Annotated in this window: 13 protein-coding genes, 1 pseudogene and 1 riboswitch; of the genes and pseudogenes, 6 read left to right on the top strand and 8 right to left on the bottom strand. The window is 67.7% G+C overall.

Going from position 1 to position 21,857, the window contains the following annotated elements; all coding sequences use genetic code 11:
* Nucleotides 1–285: a hypothetical protein gene (locus ACW173_RS08205; protein ID WP_492084484.1), complete on the top strand. Its 285-nt coding sequence runs from the start codon at nt 1–3 to the stop codon at nt 283–285.
* 530 nt (nt 286–815) lie between these two features.
* On the top strand, nt 816–1,088 hold the full coding sequence (locus ACW173_RS08200) for a hypothetical protein (RefSeq protein ID WP_492084482.1): 273 nt from the start codon (nt 816–818) through the stop codon (nt 1,086–1,088).
* 168 nt (nt 1,089–1,256) lie between these two features.
* Here ACW173_RS08200 and ACW173_RS08195 read toward each other — a convergent pair.
* Nucleotides 1,257–1,334: pseudogene (locus ACW173_RS08195) on the bottom strand (hypothetical protein); the annotation flags it as partial.
* A gap of 144 nt (nt 1,335–1,478) precedes the next feature.
* A complete protein-coding gene (locus tag ACW173_RS08190) occupies nt 1,479–1,826 on the bottom strand; it encodes an endonuclease domain-containing protein (RefSeq protein WP_492084481.1) in 348 nt (115 codons plus the stop codon).
* 845 nt (nt 1,827–2,671) lie between these two features.
* Nucleotides 2,672–2,752, top strand: a riboswitch (ZMP/ZTP riboswitch).
* Nucleotides 2,753–2,779: 27 nt separating this feature from the next.
* Here ACW173_RS08190 and purH point away from each other — a divergent pair.
* Nucleotides 2,780–4,369: a bifunctional phosphoribosylaminoimidazolecarboxamide formyltransferase/IMP cyclohydrolase gene (gene purH, locus ACW173_RS08185; protein ID WP_492084480.1), complete on the top strand. Its 1,590-nt coding sequence runs from the start codon at nt 2,780–2,782 to the stop codon at nt 4,367–4,369.
* Between the two features lie 19 nt (nt 4,370–4,388).
* Nucleotides 4,389–5,138 carry a dienelactone hydrolase family protein gene (locus ACW173_RS08180; protein ID WP_492084479.1) on the top strand — a complete coding sequence of 250 codons (750 nt, stop codon included), beginning with the start codon at nt 4,389–4,391 and terminating at the stop codon, nt 5,136–5,138.
* Here the strand turns inward: ACW173_RS08180 and ACW173_RS08175 are convergent.
* The 3 genes from ACW173_RS08175 to ACW173_RS08165 all read right to left on the bottom strand — a co-directional run bounded on the left by ACW173_RS08175 (nt 5,110) and on the right by ACW173_RS08165 (nt 12,732).
* Nucleotides 5,110–6,432, bottom strand: coding sequence for an MFS transporter (locus tag ACW173_RS08175; RefSeq protein WP_492084477.1), 1,323 nt, complete (start codon nt 6,430–6,432; stop codon nt 5,110–5,112). The genes ACW173_RS08180 and ACW173_RS08175 overlap by 29 nt on opposite strands.
* Nucleotides 6,433–6,491: 59 nt before the next feature.
* Nucleotides 6,492–11,318, bottom strand: a complete 4,827-nt coding sequence (locus tag ACW173_RS08170) for an NAD-glutamate dehydrogenase (RefSeq protein ID WP_492084475.1) — start codon at nt 11,316–11,318, stop codon at nt 6,492–6,494.
* Between the two features lie 298 nt (nt 11,319–11,616).
* Entirely contained in the window at nt 11,617–12,732 is a 1,116-nt protein-coding gene (locus ACW173_RS08165) for an AI-2E family transporter (RefSeq protein WP_492084474.1), read from the bottom strand.
* Nucleotides 12,733–12,834: 102 nt separating this feature from the next.
* Between ACW173_RS08165 and ACW173_RS08160 the strand changes: the two genes are divergently transcribed.
* A complete protein-coding gene (locus tag ACW173_RS08160; RefSeq protein ID WP_492084473.1) occupies nt 12,835–14,394 on the top strand; it encodes a helicase HerA-like C-terminal domain-containing protein in 1,560 nt (519 codons plus the stop codon).
* Here ACW173_RS08160 and ACW173_RS08155 read toward each other — a convergent pair.
* The 3 genes from ACW173_RS08155 to galE form a co-directional block, all read right to left on the bottom strand.
* The gene (locus ACW173_RS08155; protein WP_492084472.1) at nt 14,372–16,753 is read right to left on the bottom strand and encodes an ATP-binding protein; all 2,382 of its coding nucleotides are present in this window, start codon (nt 16,751–16,753) and stop codon (nt 14,372–14,374) included. The two genes, ACW173_RS08160 and ACW173_RS08155, sit on opposite strands and share 23 nt — an antisense overlap.
* A 99-nt stretch (nt 16,754–16,852) precedes the next feature.
* Complete coding sequence (locus ACW173_RS08150) at nt 16,853–19,279, bottom strand: bifunctional diguanylate cyclase/phosphodiesterase (RefSeq protein WP_492084470.1); 2,427 nt, start codon at nt 19,277–19,279, stop codon at nt 16,853–16,855.
* Between the two features lie 100 nt (nt 19,280–19,379).
* Nucleotides 19,380–20,378, bottom strand: coding sequence for a UDP-glucose 4-epimerase GalE (gene galE / locus ACW173_RS08145; RefSeq protein ID WP_492084469.1), 999 nt, complete (start codon nt 20,376–20,378; stop codon nt 19,380–19,382).
* A gap of 170 nt (nt 20,379–20,548) precedes the next feature.
* On the opposite strand from galE, the gene ACW173_RS08140 reads away from it, so the two are divergent.
* A complete protein-coding gene (locus tag ACW173_RS08140) occupies nt 20,549–21,856 on the top strand; it encodes a UDP-glucose dehydrogenase family protein (protein ID WP_492084467.1) in 1,308 nt (435 codons plus the stop codon).
* The last annotated feature ends 1 nt before the right edge of the window (nt 21,857 follow it).

Genomic DNA, 21,857 nt, shown 5'->3' with positions numbered 1-21,857 from the left:
ATGGGCTTCTCCCGCCGCCGTCCCCAGGACCCTGGCCGCACGCACCAGGCGCCGGAGTACACCGACGACGAGATCGCCGAGGTGATCGCCGCCCTGACGGCCAATGCGCCGGAGGTCCTGGCGGTGCTGGAGCGGCAGGCGCGGGAGCCCGGGAGCATGGCGATGGCGGACTATGACGACGCCTACGACCGGATGCTGACGTACTTGTTTGAGCACGGGTACGTGCACACGCATGTGGAGATGGCGATGGTGTTTCGGGCGGTGGTGGCGAGGGTTGGGGGTTAGCGGAATCGTGGCCCAGTAGCAACGGGCAACCCGTCCACTTCTACCCTTTAGCTCGAGCTCGGCAGACCAAGGAACAACTACAGCGCGAACGAGAATCGGCACAAACTAAAAAGGATACGCTCCCGTTATTGTGAGAATTCTCTAATATGCGATGGCCAATTTGGTTGATTTGGGTGTGCTGCGCGCTCTACGTAGCTGTGGTCGTCACCCCAACCGGTCTCTACGAGGCAGCTTGGAAGCTCGCCACAAGTGAAGACGCTGCGGCCTGGGTTCAGGCGTTTGGATCGATTGCAGCCGTTGCTGGTGCATCAGCGATCGCTATAGGTCAGTCCATGGAGGCCCGTGCCAGGGAGAAGCGCGATCGAGCCGTTGCATTCGAGCGTGATCGCGAGGCCCTACAGGCACGGCGATCTAGTTTGATTGGGCTGTGCGGTATGCTGGTAACGGTATCGTCAAACGCGTCTTTAAGGCTCCGTTCTGGCGGTTCAGAACAACTTCGCGGCTTGCCAGGAAGCCCGTCGAGAACACTCATGCCAATTGAAGGCAGCCTTGCTTCTTTTCCATTTGAAGCGATTGAGAGTTCAGAAGGATCAGCAATCCTTCTTAGGATACGATCTATAGTTCCTGAGATCATATGGATCATGGAGGAACTTTCTGCATCAGCGAAGAAAAATGACGAAGAAACATTCTCAACTCTAAGAACTCAATTTGTAAGACACGCAAAAGATCTTGATAGAGATTATCAAGCACTGAAAAACGCCTTAGGATTTCGCCCAGCGCGCGATCTTATAAATCTCGCTTAGAAAATAGCGCAGAATGCCGAGTGATATTCTAACATTATTATTGCTCGCAATTTTTAGCGCCGCCTGAACCCAAGCTCACAAGGTCTGCTAACTGCGCTTAGCGCAGCGCCATCCTTACATCTCTTGAAGGCTACAGCGTGCTGGGCTGGAGGGGTTGGTCAAGAGACCCGGGCGGCCGCGGCGCGGGGACGCGGAGCGTCGTCCTTGAGCAACCCCTCCAGCCCAGCGATCGTCTCGCCGTGAGATGTAAGGCGGGTGCTCTTCCGGGGCGGAAGGCGGCTGGGACGGGAAGAGGTCGCCCACCGAAACCCCTCGCTCCCTGAGAGAGGGAGGGGCCCGCCGCGCAGCGGTGGGAGGGTGAGAGCCCCTCTCTCTCCCTGAGAGAGAGGTTCAGGGTCCCGATCCCGCCGCCCCGAGCGCGGCCAGGATCTCGTCGGCGACGCCACCCGGGTCGATCAGGACCCGGGCATTGGGAAACCTCAGCACCCTGTAGCCCAACCGCTTCAGCGTCTCGGTGCGCTGGGCGTCATACGCCTCGCGGCCCTCGTGCGCGGCGCCGTCCAGCTCGACGATCAGCCTGCCGCGCTGGCAGACGAAGTCGGCGAAGTAGCGGTCGATAGGATGCTGGCGCAGGAAGCGAAACCCGCCCAGGCGGCGGTTGCGAACCATCGCCCAGAATGTCCTTTCGGCCAGGGTCTGCTCGCGGCGGAGACGGCGTGCGGTGGCGATCCGGTCCATGCGCGGAGGATGGTCCCCGACGCCGGCGGCGTTCAATCGAAGGAATCTGGATTTTCCGGGCGGTGCGGCCTCTCACCCTCCCATCGCTGCGCGATGGGCCCCTCCCTCTCTCTCAGAGAGAGGGGATTGAGCGTGCTCTATCCTCGGAATTCGCGAGATCGAACGCAGCGAAATCAATCGCTTGTCGATTTTACGCGGCCCTGAATGATCCGCGTTCAGAACCGCCCCCATACTCATAGCCATCCCCGTCGCGGGGGAGGGCGTTTGGATCCGGCCCAAAACGGCGGCGGGGCTAGGTTGAGCGGGGCCGCTGGCGGTTCCCGGCGGCTTCGCCAGGTCGCGTGGCTTACTCTTTAGGAGCGCACGCGGGTGACGGATCGTCCGGGATCAAGGCCATCAGCGGATCGACAGGGCGGTGATCGTATAAGCCGCCTATCGTGGACCGTCGGGCTGGATCCGGATGTAGCCGTTCCAGTTGGTCCGCGCCCGTCCGGGGGCTAGTGGGGACCCGAGCTGAAATACGCTCACGCCTCCCATCCTCACGGGCAAGAACAGCCTGGCGGAGCGGTCAGCGAGCCGAAACACAAACAACCTCACGGTCTCCGGGTTCGCCCGGCCGCTCCGTCGCCTCCCCACACACCTTCAGCGGCCCGCCGCGTGAAGCGGCGGACGTGCGCGCCCTCTAATCTGCTCCCCTTCTGGGGGAGCTGTCGCGGAGCGACCGAGGGGGCAGCACCGCCGACGCCGAGCTGCCCCCTCCGGCCCTCTGGGCCACCTCCCCCAGAGGGGGAGGAGAAGCAAAGCGTCCGCCGCATTGACTCCCCCGCCCGCCCCCGTATTTTCCGGCCCGTTCGGGTGACTGGCGTTGAAGGTGGGCGACCACCGGGGAGCTCGATACGCATATGCCGCGCGCCTGGGCTCCCCTCTGAACAACCACAGACCTGGAGTCCGCCGTGCCCGCCGCCCCCGACTATCCGTCCGCCCCCGATCTCGTCGCCCCCAAGCGGGCCCTGCTGTCGGTCTCCGACAAGACCGGCCTGGTCGAGGCCGCCCAGGTGCTGCACGCCGCCGGCGTCGAGCTGGTCTCGACCGGCGGCACCAAGGCCGCGATCGCCGCGGCGGGAATCCCGGTGAAGGACGTCTCGGACCTGACGGGCTTCCCCGAGATGATGGACGGCCGCGTCAAGACCCTGCACCCGGTGGTGCACGGCGGGCTGCTGGGCGTGCGCGACGCGCCTGAACACGCGCAGGCCATGGCCGACCACGGCATCGGCGGCATCGATATGCTGTACGTGAACCTCTATCCGTTCGAGGCGACCGTCGCGAAGGGCGGGTCCTATGCCGAGTGCGTCGAGAACATCGACATCGGCGGCCCAGCCATGATCCGCTCGGCGGCCAAGAACCACGGCTATGTCGCGGTCTGCACCGATCCGGCCGACGTCGCCGAAGTGCTGGAGGCCCTGAAGGCCGGCGGGACCACGCTGGCCCTGCGCCAGACCCTGGCGGCCCGCGCCTATGCCCGCACGGCGGCCTATGACGCGGCGATCTCGGCCTGGTTCGCCCAGGCTCTGGGCCAGGACTTCCCGGCCCGCAAGAGCATCGCTGGCGAGCTGCGCCAGACCATGCGTTATGGCGAGAACCCGCACCAGAAGGCGGCCTTCTATGCGTTCCCGAACCCGCGCGTCGGGGTGGCCACGGCGACCCAGCTGCAGGGCAAGGAACTCAGCTACAACAACATCAACGACACCGACGCGGCCTTCGAGCTGATCGCCGAGTTCGACCCGGCGGCCGGCCCGGCCGTGGCGATCATCAAGCACGCCAACCCCTGCGGCGTGGCGGTCGGCGGCAGCCAGCGCGAGGCCTATGAGCGGGCTCTCGCCTGTGACCCGACCTCGGCCTTCGGCGGCATCGTGGCGGTCAATTCGCGCCTGACCAAGGACGCCGCGTTGCAGATGGTCGAGATCTTCACCGAGGTGGTCATCGCCCCGGAAGCCGACGAAGACGCCATCGCCGTGTTCGCGGCCAAGAAGAACCTGCGCCTGCTGGTCACCGGCGGCCTGCCCGACCCGCTGTCGACCGGCGACACCTTCAAGAGCGTGGCCGGCGGCTTCCTGGTGCAGTCGCGCGACGACGCGCGGATCAAGGCCTCGGACCTGAAGATCGTCACCCAGCGCCAGCCGACGGAAGACGAGATCCGCGACATGCTGTTCGCCTTCACCGTCGGCAAGCACGTCAAGTCGAACGCCATCGTCTATGCCCGCGCCGGCCAGACCCTGGGCGTCGGGGCTGGCCAGATGAACCGCAAGGATAGCGCTCGCATCGCGGCGCTGCGGGCGGCTGATTTCGGCTTGGACCTGAAGGGATGCGCCTGCGCCTCGGAAGCCTTCTTCCCGTTCGCCGACGGCCTGATCCAGGCGGCGGAAGCCGGCGCGACGGCGATCATCCAGCCGGGCGGCTCGATGCGCGACCCGGAAGTGATCGAGGCGGCCGACAAGCTTGGCCTCGCCATGGCCTTCACCGGCGTGCGAGTGTTCCGTCACTAGCACACGCATGAGGTCGTCGATGGACAGCGCCGTCTGGGGGGAACAGGTCGCCAAGCACTCGCGGGTGTTCAAGCCCGCGGGCCTGGGGCCGTTCCCGGTGGCGCTGATCCTGCACGGCTGCGGCGGCAAGACGCCGTTCCTCGAGGACTACGGCCGGACGGCCGTCGCGGCCGGCTGGGCGGCCGTGGTGGTCGACAGCCTCAAGCCGCGCGGCCTGACGCTGATGGACGCCAAGCTGACCGTCTGCACGGGCCTGCGGGTGCGCGGCGGCAAGCGGGCGGCGGACGTCTTCGCCATGCTGGCCTGGCTGGAGGAGCAGGCTTGGGCCGACGCTTCTCAAGTCTTCTTAGCGGGCTGGAGCCATGGCGGCTGGACGATCATGGACGCCTACGCCATGGGCGGGCGGGCGCCATTGATTACCGGCTTGGCCGACGCGGCGCCCGAGCGCCTGAAGGCGGTGAAGGGGACCATGCTGGTCTATCCGTTCGCCGGCTATCCCTCGCTGACCATCCGCCACGGCTGGGGCGAGGCCACGCCGCCGGTCTGGTCGGTGGTGGCCGGCAAGGACCAGGTGGTCGGCTGGAAGGCGCCGAAACTGGCCCTGGACCGCCTGGCGCGCGATGGGCTGACCGTCGACCAGATGTTCCTGCCCGACGCCACCCACGCCTTCGACGACAACAAGGCCAACGATCCTCGCGCCCGTTATCGGCCCGACCTGTTCGAGCGGGTGCGGACCTACTTCACGGGAGCGCTTCAAGCCTGCGGTTAGGGGCTCTGGCCAGGACGATGGCGCCCAGGGCCATGAACAGGGCCGAGACCACGACGGCGATCCGCTGGTCGCCGGCCAGGCGGGTGCCGACGGCGATGACCAGCGGGGCCAGGAAGGCGGTGGCCTTGCCCGACAGGGCGTAGAGGCCGAACCACCGCCCCGTCTCGCCGGCTGGGGCCAGCTCGGCCATCCAGGCGCGCAAGGACGACTGGGCCGGGCCGAAGGTCAGGCCGACGAACAGGGAGAAGAACAGGAACATCCGCTCGGGGATGCTCGAGAACAGCGCGCCGCCGGCCTGGGCGGGGGCGACGGGGATCAGGAAGAAGATCGTGTCCTTGCCGACCAGGCCCACCCCGACCGCGCCGAACAGGATCACCCCGGTGGCGATCAGCACGGTGGCCTTGGAGCCGATCTTCTGGTCGACCCGGCCGCCGATGAACGTGCCGACGCCGGCGGCGATGGACAACAGGATCGCGTAGAGCCCCAGCTGCGTCGTCGTCCAGCCGAACAGGCCCGCGGCCAGCACGCCGCCGAACGCGATGAAGCTGGAAATGCCGTCGCCCAGCAGCATCCGGCCGATCAGGAAGGTCAGCATGTGCGGACGGCTCGGCAGGCCTCGGATCGTCGCCCACAGCTCGGCCAGCGGCTTGTCGCCGGCTCCGGCCGAGGGCTTGGGCGCGATCAGGATCAGCGGCCAGGCGAAGGCCAGGAACCACAGGGCGACCATCGGCCCGACGATGCGGTCGGGCTCGTGCAGCGCCTTCGACAGGCCCAGCATCGGGACCTTGGGCAGCGAGAAGCAGAAGAGGACGATGAACAGCGTGACCAGCGCCCCGACATAGGCCAGGGCCCAGGCGGTGCCGGAAAGCCGTCCCAGCTGGCCCGGCTTGGCGATGACCGGCAGCAAGGCGTTCATCACCGTCACCCCCAGCTCGGCGGCGACCCCGGCCACGACCAGGCAGGCCAGGATCAGCGGGATACGGCTGGTCTCGCCGGGCACGGCCAGCCACAGCAGGGCGCTGGCGACGACGAACGGAAAGGCCAGGCCCACCAGCCAGGCGCGTGGATTGCGCCGGGCGTCGACATTGGCGCCGACCAGCGGGCTCAGGATGGCGATGGCCAGGCCGGAAAGGGCCCCGGCATAGCCCAGCAGGCTCTGCCCGCGAGCCGCGTCGCCGACGAAGCCGGCGGCGAAGTAGGGCGTGAAGATGAAGGTGGCGATCAGCGCCCAATATGGCTGCTGCGCCCACTCGTACAGGATCCAGGCGGCCCGCCGACGATCACCCTGGTCCATACGCTACTGCTCCCTCTCCGCCTCCCCTCGTAAGCGAGAGGAGACGGAGGGGCCAGCTTTTAAGCGGCCGTGGAAAGCTCGCGCAGCGCCGCGTTGGCGATGGTCAGCTTGGCGAACGTCCAGCCGCCGCCGGCCTGCTCGATGTCCTCGATCGTGCGCTTGACCGCCTTGGGCCGATCGCCGCGCAGGGCCGCCCAGGACGCGATGGCCGACTTGGCCGCGCCCTCGTCCTCGCCGGCCTGGGCGTTGGCGGCGAACTTCAGCACCGCCTCCGTGATCGAGGTCTGCTCGGTCAGCATGTCCTCGATCAGGCGGCGGACCGCCAGGCGCTCGAAGCTGTCGCCGCCGACGAACGAGCCGGCCGCGCCGCGCAGACGGTCGAAACCAAAGGCCGCGCCGACCTGATGGTACAGGCGGGCGACGTTCTCGACGCTCCAGCTGGAGGCGTTGCCAAGGTCGACGAGGTCGGCGGCCGTGGTGAGCGGCTGCAGGGCCGCGACGGCCAGGGCCAGGGCTTCCGGCGCGCCGTCGGCGACATAGGTCTTCACTCGCTTGGCGACGGTCTTCTGTTCGAACGGCGACAGGATGGCCGGGGCCATGCCCTTCAGGGTCGCGACCGACGGACCATAGGCCTCGACCAGTTGCTGGACGCTGGACTTGTCGCGATGGGCGCGACGAGCCAGCCAGAAGCTGAGGCTGCGCAGAGCATAGGCCAGGGCCTTGTAGAGCGCCGTCTGGCCGTCGGCCGAGGCCTTGTTATTCAACGCGTTGACCTGATCCCACAGAGCGTCGACGCCGAGGATCTCGCGGGCGGCGGTGAAGCCCACCACCACGGCGTTGATGTCGGCGCCGGCGGCGGCCTTCAGGCGGCTCGGGAAGGTCGGGCCGCACATGTTGACCATCTGGTTGCCCACCACCGTGGCGATGATTTCGCGCTTCAGCCGGTGCTTCTGCATGGCGTCGGCGTACTTATCGAGCGCCTTGGGGAAGTAGCCGCGCAGGGTCGCCTCGAACCACGGATCATCCGGCGCCGGGCTGGCGACGATCTCGTCGAAGAGATCAAGCTTGCCATAGGCCAGCAGCACCGCGAGCTCGGGGCGCGCCAGGCCCTTGTTGGCGGCCTTGCGCTCCAGCAGCGTCGTATTGGTCGGCAGGCCCTCGACGCGACGGTCCAGGCGGCCGCGCTGCTCAAGATCGACCATGTAGCGGATCTGGGCGTCGACCTCGCTGGCCGCGTCGCTTTCCAGCAGCGTCAGGGCCAGGGTCTGATCGAAATTGTGCTCCAGCACATGGTGGGCCACGTCGTCGGTCATCGAGGCCAGCAGCGTGTTGCGACTCTCACGGGTCAGCTCGCCGCCGCGCTCCAGGATCCCGGTCAGGATCTTGATATTGACCTCGTGGTCGGAGCTGTCGACGCCGGCCGAGTTGTCGATGGCGTCGGTGTTGATGTGACCGCCGGCTTGCGCGAACTCGATCCGGCCGGCCTGGGTCAGGCCGAGGTTGGCGCCCTCGCCCACGACCTTGACCCGCAGGTCCGAGCCGTTGATGCGGATGGCGTCATTGGCCTTGTCGCCGGCGTCGGCGTTGGTCTCGCCCCTGGCCTTCACATAGGTGCCGATGCCGCCCAGATAGAGCAGTTCGGCCTTGGACTTCAGGATCGCGGTCATCAGCTCGGCGGGCGAGACGGCCTCGGCCTTGATCTCGAAGAGTTCGCGGACTTCCTTCGACAGCGGGATGCTCTTCAGGCCGCGGGCGAAGACGCCGCCGCCGGCCGAGATCTTCGACTTGTCATAGTCCTCCCACGAAGAGCGCGGCAGCTTGAACATGCGGTCACGCTCTTCCCACGAGACCGCCACGTCCGGGTTCGGGTCGAGGAAGATGTGACGGTGGTCGAAGGCGGCTAGGAGCTTGGTCTGCTTGGACAGCAGCATGCCGTTGCCGAACACGTCGCCGGACATGTCGCCGACGCCGACCACGGTGAAGGGCTGGGTCTGGATGTCCTTGCCCAGTTCACGGAAGTGGCGCTTGACCGCTTCCCAGGCGCCGCGGGCGGTGATGCCCATGACCTTGTGGTCGTACCCCACGCTGCCGCCCGAGGCGAAAGCGTCGCCCAGCCAGAAGCCGTAGTCCTCGGCCACCCCGTTGGCGATGTCGGAGAAGGTGGCCGTGCCCTTGTCGGCGGCGACGACCAGATACGGATCCTGGCCGTCATGCACGACCACCGAGGTCGGCGGCACGACCTGGTTGTCGGCGTCGATATTGTCGGTCAGGTCCAGCAGGCCCGACAGGAAGGTCTTGTAGGCGCGGATCGCCTCGGTCTGGATCGCGTCGCGGTCGCCGCCGCGCGGCAGGCATTTGGGATAGAAGCCGCCCTTCGAACCGACCGGCACGATGACGGCGTTCTTGACCTGTTGAGCCTTCACCAGGCCCAGCACCTCGGTGCGGAAATCGTCGCGGCGATCCGACCAGCGCAGGCCGCCCCGGGCGACCGGGCCAAAGCGCAGGTGCACGCCTTCGACGTGCGGGGCCGAGACATAGATCTCGCGGAACGGCTTGGGAGCCGGCAGATCTTCCAGCTCGCGCGAGGCGATCTTGAAGCTGATATAGGGCTTGGGGCCGCCATCGGCCGCCGGCTGATAGAAATTGGTGCGCTGGATCGCCCCGACCAGGGCGGCCAGGCGGCGCAGCACACGGTCGGCGTCCAGGCTCTCGACCGCCTGCAGGGCCTCGACGATCTTGCCCTCGACGGCCTTGGCCTGGTCCTGGCGGATCTTGAGGTCGGCGCGGACGGCCGGGTCGAACTTGGTCTGGAAGAGATCCAGGATCAGACGAGCGACGCCGGGGTGATCCGACAGCGCCTGCTCCTGCACGCCCTGGCTGGGATCCAGGCCCGACTGCTGGCGATAGCGGGCCAGGGCGCGGATCAGGGCGGCCTCGCGCCAGCCGATGCCTAGCTCCAGGACCAAGCGGTTGAAGCCGTCGCTTTCGGCGCGCCCTGTCCAGATGGCGACGAAGGCGGCCTCGAAGGCCTGCTTCACGTCGGCGAACACCAGGTGCTCGCCGGCCTCGTCGCGCAGGACGAACTCGTGGACCCAGACGGGTTTGCGGTCCGGCGAGACCTTGAAGCCGTCCTCGATCAGGGCCTTCAGGCCCATGTGCTCCAGGATCGGCAGCACATCGGCCAGGGGGGCTGCGGCGCCGGGGCGATAGAGCTTGAAGCGTAGGGTCGCCGCGTCGTCGCCGGCGCGGCGGAAGGCGCGGACACGGACGGCCTCGCCCTCGGCCAGATCATCGATGACACGGATGTCGGCCAGAGCCTCATCGGCGTCGTATTGGTCGCGGTAGCCAGGCGGGAAGGCGCCGGCATAGCGGGCCAGCAGGTGAGCGACGCGGCCGGTCGAGCCTTCGCGGACGGCGGCGTCGAAGCGATCCTCCCAGGTGCGGGCGGTCTCGGCGATGGCGGCCTCGACCGCGGTCAGGTCAGGCTCGGCGTGGTCGCCGGGCGTCACGCCCAGAATGTAGTGCACACGGGCCAGCGGAGCGTCGGAGAAGCTGGGATAATAGGCCGACACCCTTCCCCGGAACGCCTCGGCGAGAATCTGTCCGGCTCTGGCGCGGACGCCGGAGTCATAGCGGTCGCGCGGCACGAACATCAGCACCGAGATGAAGCGGTCGAATGGGTCGCGGCGCGCGAACAGCTTGACGCGCGGACGGTCGTACAGGTGCAGCACGCCGAGGGCCGTGGTCAGCAGTTGGCCATCGTCGGTCTGGAACAGCTCATCGCGGGGCCAGGTTTCGAGGATGTTGCGCAGGCGCTTGCCGTTGTGGCTGTCCGGGTCCTTGCCGGCCTGGGTCAGGACGTGGGCCACCTTGCGGCGAACCAGCGGCACCTCGTGGGCCGGGGTCTCGTAGGCCTCGGCGGTGAACAGACCGACGAAGCGGACCTCGCCCGAGGCCTTGCCGTCGGCGCCGTACTTGCGGACGCCGACATAGTCCATGTAGCCGCGGCGGTGGACGCGCGAGCGCAGGTTCGACTTGGCCACGACGATCGGGTCGCCGATGTCGATGTGGCTGCGGATATGGGCCGACAGGATGGCCGGCTCACTGCTTCGGCGCAGCACGGTCCGGGTCTGGTCGCGCAGGACGCCAAGGCTGCCTTCGGGCTGATACAATGGCTCCTCGGCGGCGTAGCCGCCGTCGGCGGTGCGGGGATATTCGTAGACCCGGGCGCCGAGGAACACGAAGTGGTCACCCTCCAGCCAGTCGAGGAAGGCCAAGTCCTCGGCCTTCTCGCCGGCGGAGACCGGCGCGTCCGAGCCTTTCAGTTCATCGATCGTGCGGCGCATGAGGCCGCGCATGGCCTCGAAGTCCCGCACCGCCAGGGTCACGTCGGAGAGCGCATCGCGGACGCCCTGAATCAGAACCGCCTCTCGGTCCTCGCCGACCGGGGCCAGCCAGATCTGGATCATCGAGCGGCGCACGCCGCCGCAGTCGGACACGGGGTGGAACATAGCCCGCACCGAGAAGCCGGCCTCGGCCACTTCACCCATGATGCTGTCGACCAGGAAGGGCCGGTCGGACTGGACGATCTCAAGCAGGTCGGAAGGGGTCTCGCCGCCTTCGGCGCGGACCAGGCGGATAGCTGGTTCGGACAGATCCTTGGCGCTTTCGCCGAAGCGCCAGAAGTCGGCCAGGGCGCGAGCGACGTCGGCGATATCCAGGCCCGGCAGTTCCTCGGCCGACCAGTCATCCTGGGCCTGGGCCGCGAAGCCGCGCGCGGCGGGCGAGAGCGCCTCGACCGCGCTGCCCAAGGCTTGGGCGAAGGCGCTTACCAGCGGACCGATCGGGACCCCGGACGACGTGAGGTCATTTTTTTCACCGATCATAGGATTTCCTCGCGAATTTTTGGTCGCAACCTAGCCCTTTTGGGCGCTGCTTCAACCCGTACGCCTAAAATTTGAAAGAAACTGCGCCACCCCGATTTTCGGGCCTGAAACGGAAGCGCCGCCGGCTGGGGGGAAGCCGGCGGCGCGAGCCCGCTCAGGGGAAGGCGGGCGTTTTCCGCATCGATGGCGACGGCTTTGCCTGCCGCGATCGGCGGTTTGTCCGGGTGGGGGGAGCCGGACAAGGCATAGATAGGGGCCACAATTCGCAGTTTAAGGGGCGCCTGCATTTCTTTAGCCCTTAAGGCTTTTTCCTCGTCGCTGGTCCGTCCGGCGCGGGGCCATGGCCCTTGCCCGTCAGCATCCGTTCGCCCTGCGGATCGCCGTCTTCGGACAAGAGGATGGCGATCCAGCGAGAGCCCTCGAACTGAGCCAGGATCAGCATGACCGCCACCGTCAGCGGCGTGGACAGGAACATGCCCGGCACACCCCAGAGGGCGCCCCAGACGGCCAGGGACAGCAGCACCACGGTCGGGTCCATGTTCAAGCTGTCGCCCTGCATGCGCGGCAGGATGACGTTGCCGACGACGAAGAAGATCCCCTGCAGGGACGCGAACAGGATGATCGCCGGCCAGAAGGTGTCGGGGAACTGGACCAGGGCGAACAACGGCGGCAGGAAGCAGCCGATCGCGCCGCCCAGGATCGGGATGTAGGCGGCCAGGAAGATCAGGAAGGCCCAGAAGAAGGCGTTGTCCAGCCGCACCACCATCATCACCACCCAGGCGGCGATGGCGATCATCAGGCCAGTGACCGTCTGGATCCACAGATACTGCTCAACGCCGTCGCGGATGCGTTGGAACAGGTTCATGTTCCGCTCGCGCTCGGAATGCTGCGGGAACAAGGAGACGATCTTGCGAGCGAAGCCTTTCCGCGAGGCGATGATGAAACCCAGATAGATCAGTACCAGCACGGCGCTGGAGGCGAAGTTGCCGAACGACTGCGCCGCCTGGCCGATGAAGGCCTTGGGATTGAGCTGGTTGATCAGGCTGTCGATCGTCGGGGCGATCTGGATACCGACCGCGTGGGCGACCTTGGCGATGATGCCGTTCAGGCGCGGGGCATAGTCCTTCACCTGGTCGAAGAACCCACGGCCGTTGTCGATCACGACCCAGAACGAGACGCCAAAAAGCAGGATCGAGATCACCACCGCGGCCGGCAGGGCCGCCCGCTTGGGGAAGCCGGGCACGCGCAGCGTCAACACCCGCGCGAAGCTGTCGACCATTACCGCCAGGAACACGGCCAGGGCCAGCGGGGTCAGGATGTCCTGCATCCAGTACATCGCGGCCCCCCCGGCGATCACGGCCAGGAACACCACCGCGTTGCGGGTGGTGACGGGGGGCGAGGCGGGGGCCGGCATTTGTAAAACTTCTCCAGAAACGCAGCCGACATTGACCGCGCCGATTGGCGCGACGCAAGGCCCCGGTTAGGGTCGGAACGAGCTTTGTCGGAGTTTGTATCCATGTCGCTGTCGATCGGTGAAAACGAGATCCTGGTTGGCCAAAGCATCGTGGGATTGGGTGAAGGCCCGGTGACCCAACGGCTCGACCGCTCCAACCGCCACGGCGTGGTGGCCGGCGCGACCGGCACCGGCAAGACGGTCACCTTGCAAGTGATGGCCCAGGCCTTCTCCGACGCCGGCGTTCCGGTCTTCGCCGCCGACGTGAAGGGCGACCTGTCCGGCATCGCCGTGCCCGGGACCCCGAACGAGAAGATGATGGCCCGCGCCGACGCCATGGGTCTGGCTTTGTCGCCGGCCGCGCCGCCGGTGATGTTCTGGGACCTGTTCGGCCAGAAGGGCCACCCGATCCGCACCACCATTTCCGAGATGGGTCCGCTACTGCTGGCGCGTCTGCTGGAGTTGAACGACACCCAGGAGGGCGTCCTCAACATCGCCTTCCACGTCGCTGACCAGGACGGCTTGCTGCTGCTGGACCTGAAGGACCTGCAGGCCGCGCTGAAATACGTGGCCGACCACGCGGACGAGATCGGCACGCGGTACGGCAACGTCGCGCCCGCCACGGTCGGCGCGATCCAGCGCAAGCTGCTCACCCTTCAGACCCAGGGCGCCGAGCACTTTTTCGGGGAACCGGCGCTCGACCTCGATGACATCATGCGCACCGACGCCGCCGGCCGGGGCTATGTGAACCTGCTGGCCGCCGATCGCCTGATCCAGTCGCCCAAGCTCTACTCGACCTTCCTGCTGTGGCTGCTGTCGGAGCTGTTCGAGGTGCTGCCCGAGGTCGGCGATCCGGAGAAACCCAAGCTGGTCTTCTTCTTCGACGAGGCCCACCTGCTCTTCAACGACGCGCCCAAGCCGCTGCTTGAGAAGATCGAGCAGGTTGTGCGCCTGATCCGCTCCAAGGGCGTGGGCGTCTATTTCGTCACCCAGAACCCGGCCGACATTCCCGACGCCGTGCTGGGCCAGCTGGGCGCCCGGGTGCAGCACGCCTTGCGCGCCTACACCCCCGCCGACCAGAAGGGCCTGAAGGCGGCCGCCCAGTCGTTCAGGGTCAACCCCGGCTTCGACACCGCCGAGACCATCCAGGCCCTGGGCGTCGGCGAGGCCCTGGTCTCGACCCTGGACGAGAAAGGCGCCCCGCGCGTCGTGCAGAGGACCCTGATCCGTCCGCCGGCCTCGCGCCTGGGACCCGTCACGCCCGAGGAACGCACGGCCTTGAAGGCCAAGAGCCCCGTCGCCGGCGTCTACGACACCTTGCAGGACCGCGACTCCGCCTACGAGATCCTGCAGGGCCGCGCCCAGCAGGCGCAGCGTCAGGCCGACGCCGACCGCGAGGAGGCCGAGGACGACAAGCGCGAGGCCGCCGAGGCCAAGGTCCGCGAACGCGAAGAGGCTCAGCGTGAGCGCGCCAGCCGTCCCCGCGCCTCCGGTCGCCAGACCATGACCGAGGCCTTCGCCACCACCCTGGTGCGCACCGTCGCCTCGACGGCCGGCCGCGAGCTGATGCGCGGCCTGCTGGGCGGACTGCTGGGCGGGTCTACGAGCCGCCGGCGGCGCTAGTCCGGCGCTTGCGGGGCTTCTTCTTCGGAAGGATATCGCGGGTGACCAGCAGGGCCGAGGCTATTTCGGCTAACTGCTCCACCTGGAACGGCTTGCGAAGCACCGGCCACGGCAGATCGGCCGGGGCGACATCCATGCGGTCGCCGGCATAGCCCGTCGTCAGCAACACCGCCATGTCCGGCCGGTTGGCCGAGACCGAGCGCGCGAGGTCCGCGCCGCTGATCCCGCCCGGCATGACGATGTCGGACATCAGGAGGTCGAAGGCCACGCCCTCCTCCAGCGCCTCCAGAGCCGAGGCTCCGTTCTCGGCGGTGGTCACCGCGCAGCCCAGGTCGCGCAGCAGGCCGTCGGCGATCTCGCGCACGGCCGGATCATCTTCGACCAGCAGCACCCGCACGCCCTTCAACGCGTCGCGCGATGGTGCGACCACCAGGGCCGCCGGCGTGGCGGCCTCGTCGGTCGCGGGCAGATAGAGCGAGACCGTGGTGCCGCGCCCCTCGACGCTGTCGATGGCCACCCCGCCGCCACACTGGCGCAGGAAGCCGTAGACCTGGGCCAGGCCAAGGCCCGTGCCCTTGCCGACCTCCTTGGTCGTGAAGAACGGCTCAAACACCCGGGCCAGCACCTCGGGCGGCATGCCCGCGCCAGTGTCGCTGACCGCGATCCGCACATAGTCGCCCGGCGCGGCGTCGGCGACCTCGCCCTCCCTCAGGGCCACCGGCGCGATGACGATGCTGATCGCCCCGCCATCCGAGGTGGCGTCGGCGGCGTTGACCACCAGGTTCAGCAGCGCCGCCTCGAACTGGGCCGCGTCGACCCTTGATGCGACCGCGCCGCCTTCGCTCCGGATGGTCAGGGTCATGGCCTCGCCCACGGCCCGGCGCAACAGCGGCTCGGCCTGGCGCAGCAGGGCGCCGATGTCGACGACTTCCAGCTTCAGTTCCTGGTTCCGCGAGAAGGCCAGCAATTGCCGGGTCAGGCGCTCGCCCCGCTGGCCAGCCGCCAGGGCCGCCTCGGCCAGGCGCTGGACCCGCGCGGTGTCGTCCGGCCGGCGCAGGATCATGTCCAGCCCGCCAACGATGACGGTCAGCAGATTATTGAAATCGTGGGCCACCCCGCCGGTCAGCCGGCCCACCGTCTCCAGCCGCTGGGCCTGGGCCAGGGCGGCCTGGGCGCGCGCGGTCTCGGCCATGCTGGCCTGGAGCGCCGCCGTGCGCTGGGCGACGCGATCCTCCAGATCCTTGCGGGCCTCGACCGTCTCGGTGAAGTCGAAGCAGCTGCCGATATACCCGCGATAGTCGCCCGCCTCGTCGAAGCGCGGCGCGCCGACGCTGTTGATCCACCGCCAGGCGCCGTCGGCCCTCTTGAGCCGGAAGGCGACGTTGAAGGGTTCGCGCTTGGCCGAGGCCGTGTCGGCCGCCTCCAGCCCCGCCTGCCGATCGTCGGGATGCACGCCGCTGAACCAGCCTTCGCCGAGCTCCTGCTCCAGCGTCCGCCCCCGAAAATCGAGCCAAGCCTGGTTGAACCAATCGGCCTGGCCGCGCGCCGTGGTCGCCCAGATCAGCACCGGCGCGGAATTGGCCATGCCTCGGAACAGCTCCTCGCTGCTGCGCAGGGCCGCCGAGGCGCGCCGCTCCTGGGTCACATCTCGGAAGGTCACCGCCAGGTCGCCGCCCAAACGCACGCCGCTGGAGCGGATCCAGCGCTCCTCGCCGTCGATCATCCGGCGCACATCAATGTCGTCGGGGCCTCCGCTGGCCAGCAACCGCTTGAAGCGCTCGACCATGTCGCGTCCGGTCTCATCGGGAAACACGTCCAGGGTCCGCCGCCCCAGCAGGGTCGAGACGCCCGCCGGCCGCATCGAGTCGGCCATCGGGTTGGCGTAGGTCCAGCGGAAGTCGACGACCTTGCCCGCCTCGCGCACCGGCTCCAGGATCACGAAGGCGTCCAGCGACACCTCCTGCGCCGAACGGAATCGCTCCTCGGCGGCCAGACCCGAGCGCACCGCGATGCGCAGCACCTCGACCAGCACGACCATCAGGCCGCCGCACAGCACGAACATGACCAGCTGGACGCTCTCGCGCGTCTCCAGCGCCCAGGCGCCGTCGGGGGCCATCCAGAACCGCCAGGCGATGCCAGCGCTTAGCCCCAGGGCCAGAAACCCTGGACCCAACCCGCCGACCATCGCCGCGACCATGACCGCGACGAAGAAAGTCGGGAAAAACAACGGAACGCCGGTGAGCAGCACGGCCGCGATCCGCGCCGCCAAGGCTAGCAGCACCGCCAGGATCGCCAGGCCGTAGCGCAGCTCGCGCCGGTCGGCCGCCGTCACGAACTTGATGGCCGTCCGTCCCAGCACGCGATGCGTTCCCGTCCATGACTGCGCGAGGTCTTAAGGCCCCGCTTGGCTTTCGCCTAACGCGTCAAGGAATACGGAGTTGCGGACCCGCGCAACAGATCAGGCCGAGCGCTTGTCCTGGTCCTGCGCCTTCGGCTCGATGCCCAGCACCGCGGCTGACGGTTCAGCGCTAGCCATGGTCCAGGCCACCAGCGAGTCGACCGGGGTCGGACGACCGATGGCGTAGCCTTGCAGCTCGGTGCAGTTCTCGCCGCGCAGGAACAGAATCTGCTCGGCGGTCTCGACACCCTCGGCCACGACCGGGATCTCCAGGCTCCGGCCCAGGCCCAGCACGGCGCGCACGATAACGGTGGCGCGGTCGTGACGGTGGATGTTCTCGACGAAGCTCTTGTCGATCTTGATCTTGTCGAACGGGAACGACTGCAGGGTCGACAGCGACGAGAATCCGGTGCCGAAGTCGTCCATGGCGATCCGCACGCCCAGGGCCTTCAGGCGACGCAGATTGTCCAGCGCGCGCTGATAGTCCTTGAACAGGGCGCTTTCGGTGATCTCCAGCTCCAGGCGCGCGGGCGACAGGCCGGTGGTGATCAGCACCTCATGCACCAGGCTCGGCAGGGCCGGGTTGTGCAGCTGGATCGGCGAGAGGTTGACCGCTATGCGCAGCGGCTTTTCCCAGGAGGCGGCGTCGGCGCAGGCGCGGCGCAGGACCCAGTCGCCCAGCGGACCGATCAGGCCGTTTTCCTCGGCGACCGGAATGAATTCCAGCGGCGGGATCATGCCGCGCGTCGGATGGTTCCAGCGGACCAGGGCCTCGAAGCCGCAGACCTCGCCGTCGGTGGCGCGGGCCAGCGGCTGGTAGTGGACGACCAGCTCTTCGTCGGTGATGCCCTGGCGCAAGTCGCGGGCCAGATTGCGGCGCTCGCGGATGCTGTCATCCATCTCGCGCTTGAAGAAACGATAGACGCCCCGGCCGCTTTCCTTGGCGCGGTACAGCGCCATGTCGGCATTGGCCATCAGGGCCTCGGCCGTGCGGCCGTCGTCGGGGAACAGACTGACCCCCAGGCTCGAGCCCAAGGCCAGCTCCTGGCCCTCGAATGACGCGGGGACCGACAACATCTCGATCAGACGGCCCGAAAGCTCGGCGGCGGCGGTCGGTTGATCGCCGCCAGCGACCTGAACGACGATGAACTCGTCACCGCCGAGGCGCGCGGCGAAGGATGGGGCCTGCACCGCCGACTGCAGCCGGCGGGCGGTCTCGACCAGGATCAGGTCGCCGGCCACGTGACCGTGCTGGTCGTTGGCTTCCTTGAAGTGATCCAGGTCGATGCAGATGACCGACAGGCTCTCGCCCGAGGCCTCGACGCGCTCAACGGCGGCGGCCAGGCGGGCTTGCAGCGAGTTGCGGTTGGGCAGGCCGGTCAGGCCGTCGTGCTCGGCCAGATAGCGGATCTTCTCCTCGGCCGCGCGACGTTCACGCAGGTCGCGGACGGCCAGGACGGTCAGGCCCGAGGTCTCGGCGCGGGCGCCATCGTCCATCAGGCGTGAGAACACCTCGACCGGGATCTCGCGGCCGCCAGCGATCGGCTGGATCTTGCCTTCGCGGCGAACGCCCTCGCGATCGGTGGTCTTGTCGTCGAAGGTCAGGACGGCGTGCAGCGAGCGGCCGACCAGATCCGAAAGCGGCGCGTCGACCAGTTCGCAAAAGGCGGCGTTGGCGTCGTTGATCTTGCCCGACTGGACCACGACCAGGCCTTCATAGGCGGCGTTGGCCAAGCGGCGGATACGCTCGAGGGCCGAGCGCGAGGTCTGGGATTCGATGGCGACGGCGCCCAGGCCGCCGAGGATGATCATGCTGGTGATCGAGACCACCGCCAGGGTCAGCATGCCGCCCGACAGCAGTTGCTCTGGCACCGCGACGCCGGAGTCCGGCACGATGGTGATGGCCGACATGCCGGTGAAGTGCAGGGCCACGATGCCCAGGCACAGCAGGCCGCCGCCCAAGGCTTGGCGCTTGATCGTCCGGGCCGTGCCGGCCACGACCAGGGCGCCGGTCGCGCCACCGACGCCGAGGATCGCCGAGAGGCCGACCGTGGCGTGCTCCCAGACCAGATGGCCCTGGGTCACGAAGGCGGACATGCCCGTGTAGTGCATGGCCGCCACGCCCAGGCCCAGCAGGACGCCGCCGGCGAAGTCATTGGTGGTCGAGCGCTGGGCCGAGGCGACGGCGAAGCCGCTGGCCATGAACAGGGCCGCGATCATCAGTGAAAGCAAGGTGCCGGTCGGGCTGTATCCGGTCTTCAGACCCGGCGTGTAGGCGACCATGGCGATGAAGTGGGTGGCCCAGACGCTGGAGCCGGCGACCAGACCGGTCAGCAGCAGCCAAGCGGCGCGCACGACGCCTCGGGCCCCGCGCATCCGCGAATACAGGCGGAACGTCGTGAAGCAGCCGGCGATACAGACCAGGCCGGCGACGAGCACCAGGCGCAGGTCGTGCTCCGTCGTCAGGCAGGTGAGAAACTTGAGCACGAACGCCCCCCAAGGGTCACATCCCCTCAGAGCTACAGCGAGAGTTGCAAATAAAGCGTTTCTCCTCGCGGGATTGCGACATAACGCCGGACGTGGAGGGTTATCGCGGCAAGTTTTCTTCTTGGAGAACCGCCTGGTCGCGATGCCACAGCCAGGCAGTGGATAGGATCACGTCCAGGTCACGTGACGGCGTCCAACCCAGCTCGGTTCGGGCGCGGCTGTTGTCGGCGACCAGCATCGGCGCGTCTCCGGCCCGCCGCGGGGCCACTTTGACCGCCAGCGGCGCCCCGACCGCCCGCCCGACGCCGTCGACGAGCTCGCGCACCGAAACGCCCGTCCCGCTGCCCAGATTGAACGAAGTCGACGCGCCGCCAGCCAGCAGGCGCTTCAGGGCCGAGACGTGGGCGTCGGCCAGGTCCAGTACGTGGACGTAGTCACGCACCGCTGTCCCGTCGCGCGTGTCATAATCGTCGCCGAAGATCGTGAACTGGTCGTGCTGGCCCAGGGCGACCTGCAAGGCCAGCGGAATGGCGTGGGTCTCGGGTTCGTGCCACTCGCCGATGCGGCCCTCGGGATCGGCGCCGGCGGCGTTGAAGTAGCGCAGCACCGTGCTGCGCAGCCCGACATAACGGTCGTAGTCGGCCAGGGCCTGCTCGACCATCAACTTGCTGCGACCATAGGGGTTTAGCGGAACCTGCGGGTGGGTCTCGTCCATCGGCATGCGCACCGGCTCGCCGAAGGTGGCGCAGGTCGAGGAAAAGACCAACGCGTTGACGCCCGCCCGGCGCGCGGCCTCGATCAGGGAGATCGTCCCGCCGACATTGACCTCGAAGAAGGACCCAGGGTCCTTCACCGACTCACCAACCTCGATGCGGGCGGCGAAATGCAGGACGGCGACGGGGGCATGGGCGGCGAATACCGCGTCCAGGCGCGCGGCGTCGCGGATGTCGCCCACCTCCAATGGTCCCCATTGGACGTGCTCGCGATGGCCGTTCGAGAGATCGTCGAACACGACGGGCCGGAAACCCGCCTGGGCCAGGGCCAGACAGGCGTGCGAGCCGACATAGCCGGCCCCGCCGGTCACCAGAACGGTTTGCATCACAGATCCTGCACCAAGACCGTTCCTGCTAGCGGCGGGTCATCAAGATGTCACTACTCTGAGCGTTTTGCCCGTTGGCGTTCCAGGCGTGGCTTGCCTCGGCGCCGTGATTGACGGATTAGGCGGAAGCGTCGCGCGCAGCGACGCTCATTTCGGACCGGGATGCTTCAATGCGCGTAGCGATGATTGGCACGGGATATGTGGGCCTGGTGTCGGGGGCGTGTTTCGCCGACTTCGGTCACGTGGTGACCTGCATCGACAAGGATCCCAGCAAGATCGAGCGTCTCGAGCGCGGCGAGATCCCGATCTTCGAACCAGGCCTGGACGACCTGGTGGCGCGCAACGTGCGCGAAGGCCGTTTGTTCTTCACCCTGGAAGGCGCTGAGGCGATCAAGAACGCCGACGCGGTGTTCATCGCCGTCGGCACCCCGACCCGCCGCGGCGACGGCCATGCCGACCTGTCTTATGTCTACGCGGCGGCCGAAGAGATCGCGGGCCTGATCGACGGCTTCACCGTCGTGGTCACCAAGTCGACCGTGCCGGTCGGCACCGGCGATGAGGTCGAGGCGATCATCCGCAAGACCAATCCGAACGCCCAGTTCGCCGTCGTGTCGAACCCCGAATTCCTGCGCGAAGGCGCGGCGATCGAGGACTTCAAGCGTCCCGACCGCGTCGTGGTCGGCACCGACGACGAGCGCGCCCAGGCCGTGATGCGCGATCTCTATCGCCCGCTGAGCCTGAACGAGACGCCGCTGGTGTTCACCGGGCGCCGCACCAGCGAACTGATCAAGTATGCCGCCAACGCCTTCCTCGCCATGAAGATCACCTTCATCAACGAGATGGCCGACCTCTGCGAAGTGGTCGGCGCCGACGTCCAGCAGGTGGCCAAGGGCATCGGCCTGGACAAGCGCATCGGCGGCAAGTTCCTGAACGCCGGCCCAGGCTATGGCGGCAGCTGCTTCCCGAAGGACACCATTGCTCTGGTCAAGACCGCCCAGGACTACGGCGCGCCGACCCGGCTGATCGAGACCACGGTCGAGGTCAATGACGCCCGCAAGAAGGCCATGGCCGGCAAGGTCGCCAAGGCCATCGGGGCCGATGACCTCTCGGGTAAGACAATCGGTGTGCTGGGCCTGACCTTCAAGCCCAATACCGACGACATGCGCGACGCCCCCAGCCTCGATATCGTCCCGGCCCTGCAGGCCCTGGGCGCCAAGGTCCAGGCCTTCGATCCGGAAGGCGCCAAGGAAGCCGCGCACATGCTCCCCGGCGTCGACTTCAAGACCGGCGCCTACGAGGCCGCCGAAGGCGCCGACGCCCTGGTGATCATCACCGAGTGGGACCAGTTCCGCGCCCTGGACCTGGATCGCCTGAAGCTGCTGCTCAAGTCGCCGACCGTCGTCGACCTGCGCAACGTCTACAAGCCGGCCGAGATGGTCCGCCACGGCTTTACTTACGCCTCCATCGGGCGAGGCTGAG

The sequence above is a fragment of the Caulobacter sp. ALps2 genome, assembly GCF_058681635.1.
This window is presented reverse-complemented; position numbering and strand designations above follow the sequence as displayed.

What these genes read in the sequence shown, in the direction of transcription:
- ACW173_RS08190 (WP_492084481.1), bottom strand. Translation starts at nt 1,826, where the DNA reads ATGGACCGGATCGCCACCGCACGCCGTCTCCGCCGCGAGCAGACCCTG.
- ACW173_RS08160 (WP_492084473.1), top strand. Translation starts at nt 12,835, where the DNA reads ATGTCGCTGTCGATCGGTGAAAACGAGATCCTGGTTGGCCAAAGCATC.
- galE (WP_492084469.1), bottom strand. Translation starts at nt 20,378, where the DNA reads ATGCAAACCGTTCTGGTGACCGGCGGGGCCGGCTATGTCGGCTCGCAC.
- ACW173_RS08165 (WP_492084474.1), bottom strand. Translation starts at nt 12,732, where the DNA reads ATGCCGGCCCCCGCCTCGCCCCCCGTCACCACCCGCAACGCGGTGGTG.
- ACW173_RS08205 (WP_492084484.1), top strand. Translation starts at nt 1, where the DNA reads ATGGGCTTCTCCCGCCGCCGTCCCCAGGACCCTGGCCGCACGCACCAG.
- ACW173_RS08175 (WP_492084477.1), bottom strand. Translation starts at nt 6,432, where the DNA reads ATGGACCAGGGTGATCGTCGGCGGGCCGCCTGGATCCTGTACGAGTGG.
- ACW173_RS08170 (WP_492084475.1), bottom strand. Translation starts at nt 11,318, where the DNA reads ATGATCGGTGAAAAAAATGACCTCACGTCGTCCGGGGTCCCGATCGGT.
- ACW173_RS08200 (WP_492084482.1), top strand. Translation starts at nt 816, where the DNA reads ATGCCAATTGAAGGCAGCCTTGCTTCTTTTCCATTTGAAGCGATTGAG.
- ACW173_RS08180 (WP_492084479.1), top strand. Translation starts at nt 4,389, where the DNA reads ATGGACAGCGCCGTCTGGGGGGAACAGGTCGCCAAGCACTCGCGGGTG.
- ACW173_RS08140 (WP_492084467.1), top strand. Translation starts at nt 20,549, where the DNA reads ATGCGCGTAGCGATGATTGGCACGGGATATGTGGGCCTGGTGTCGGGG.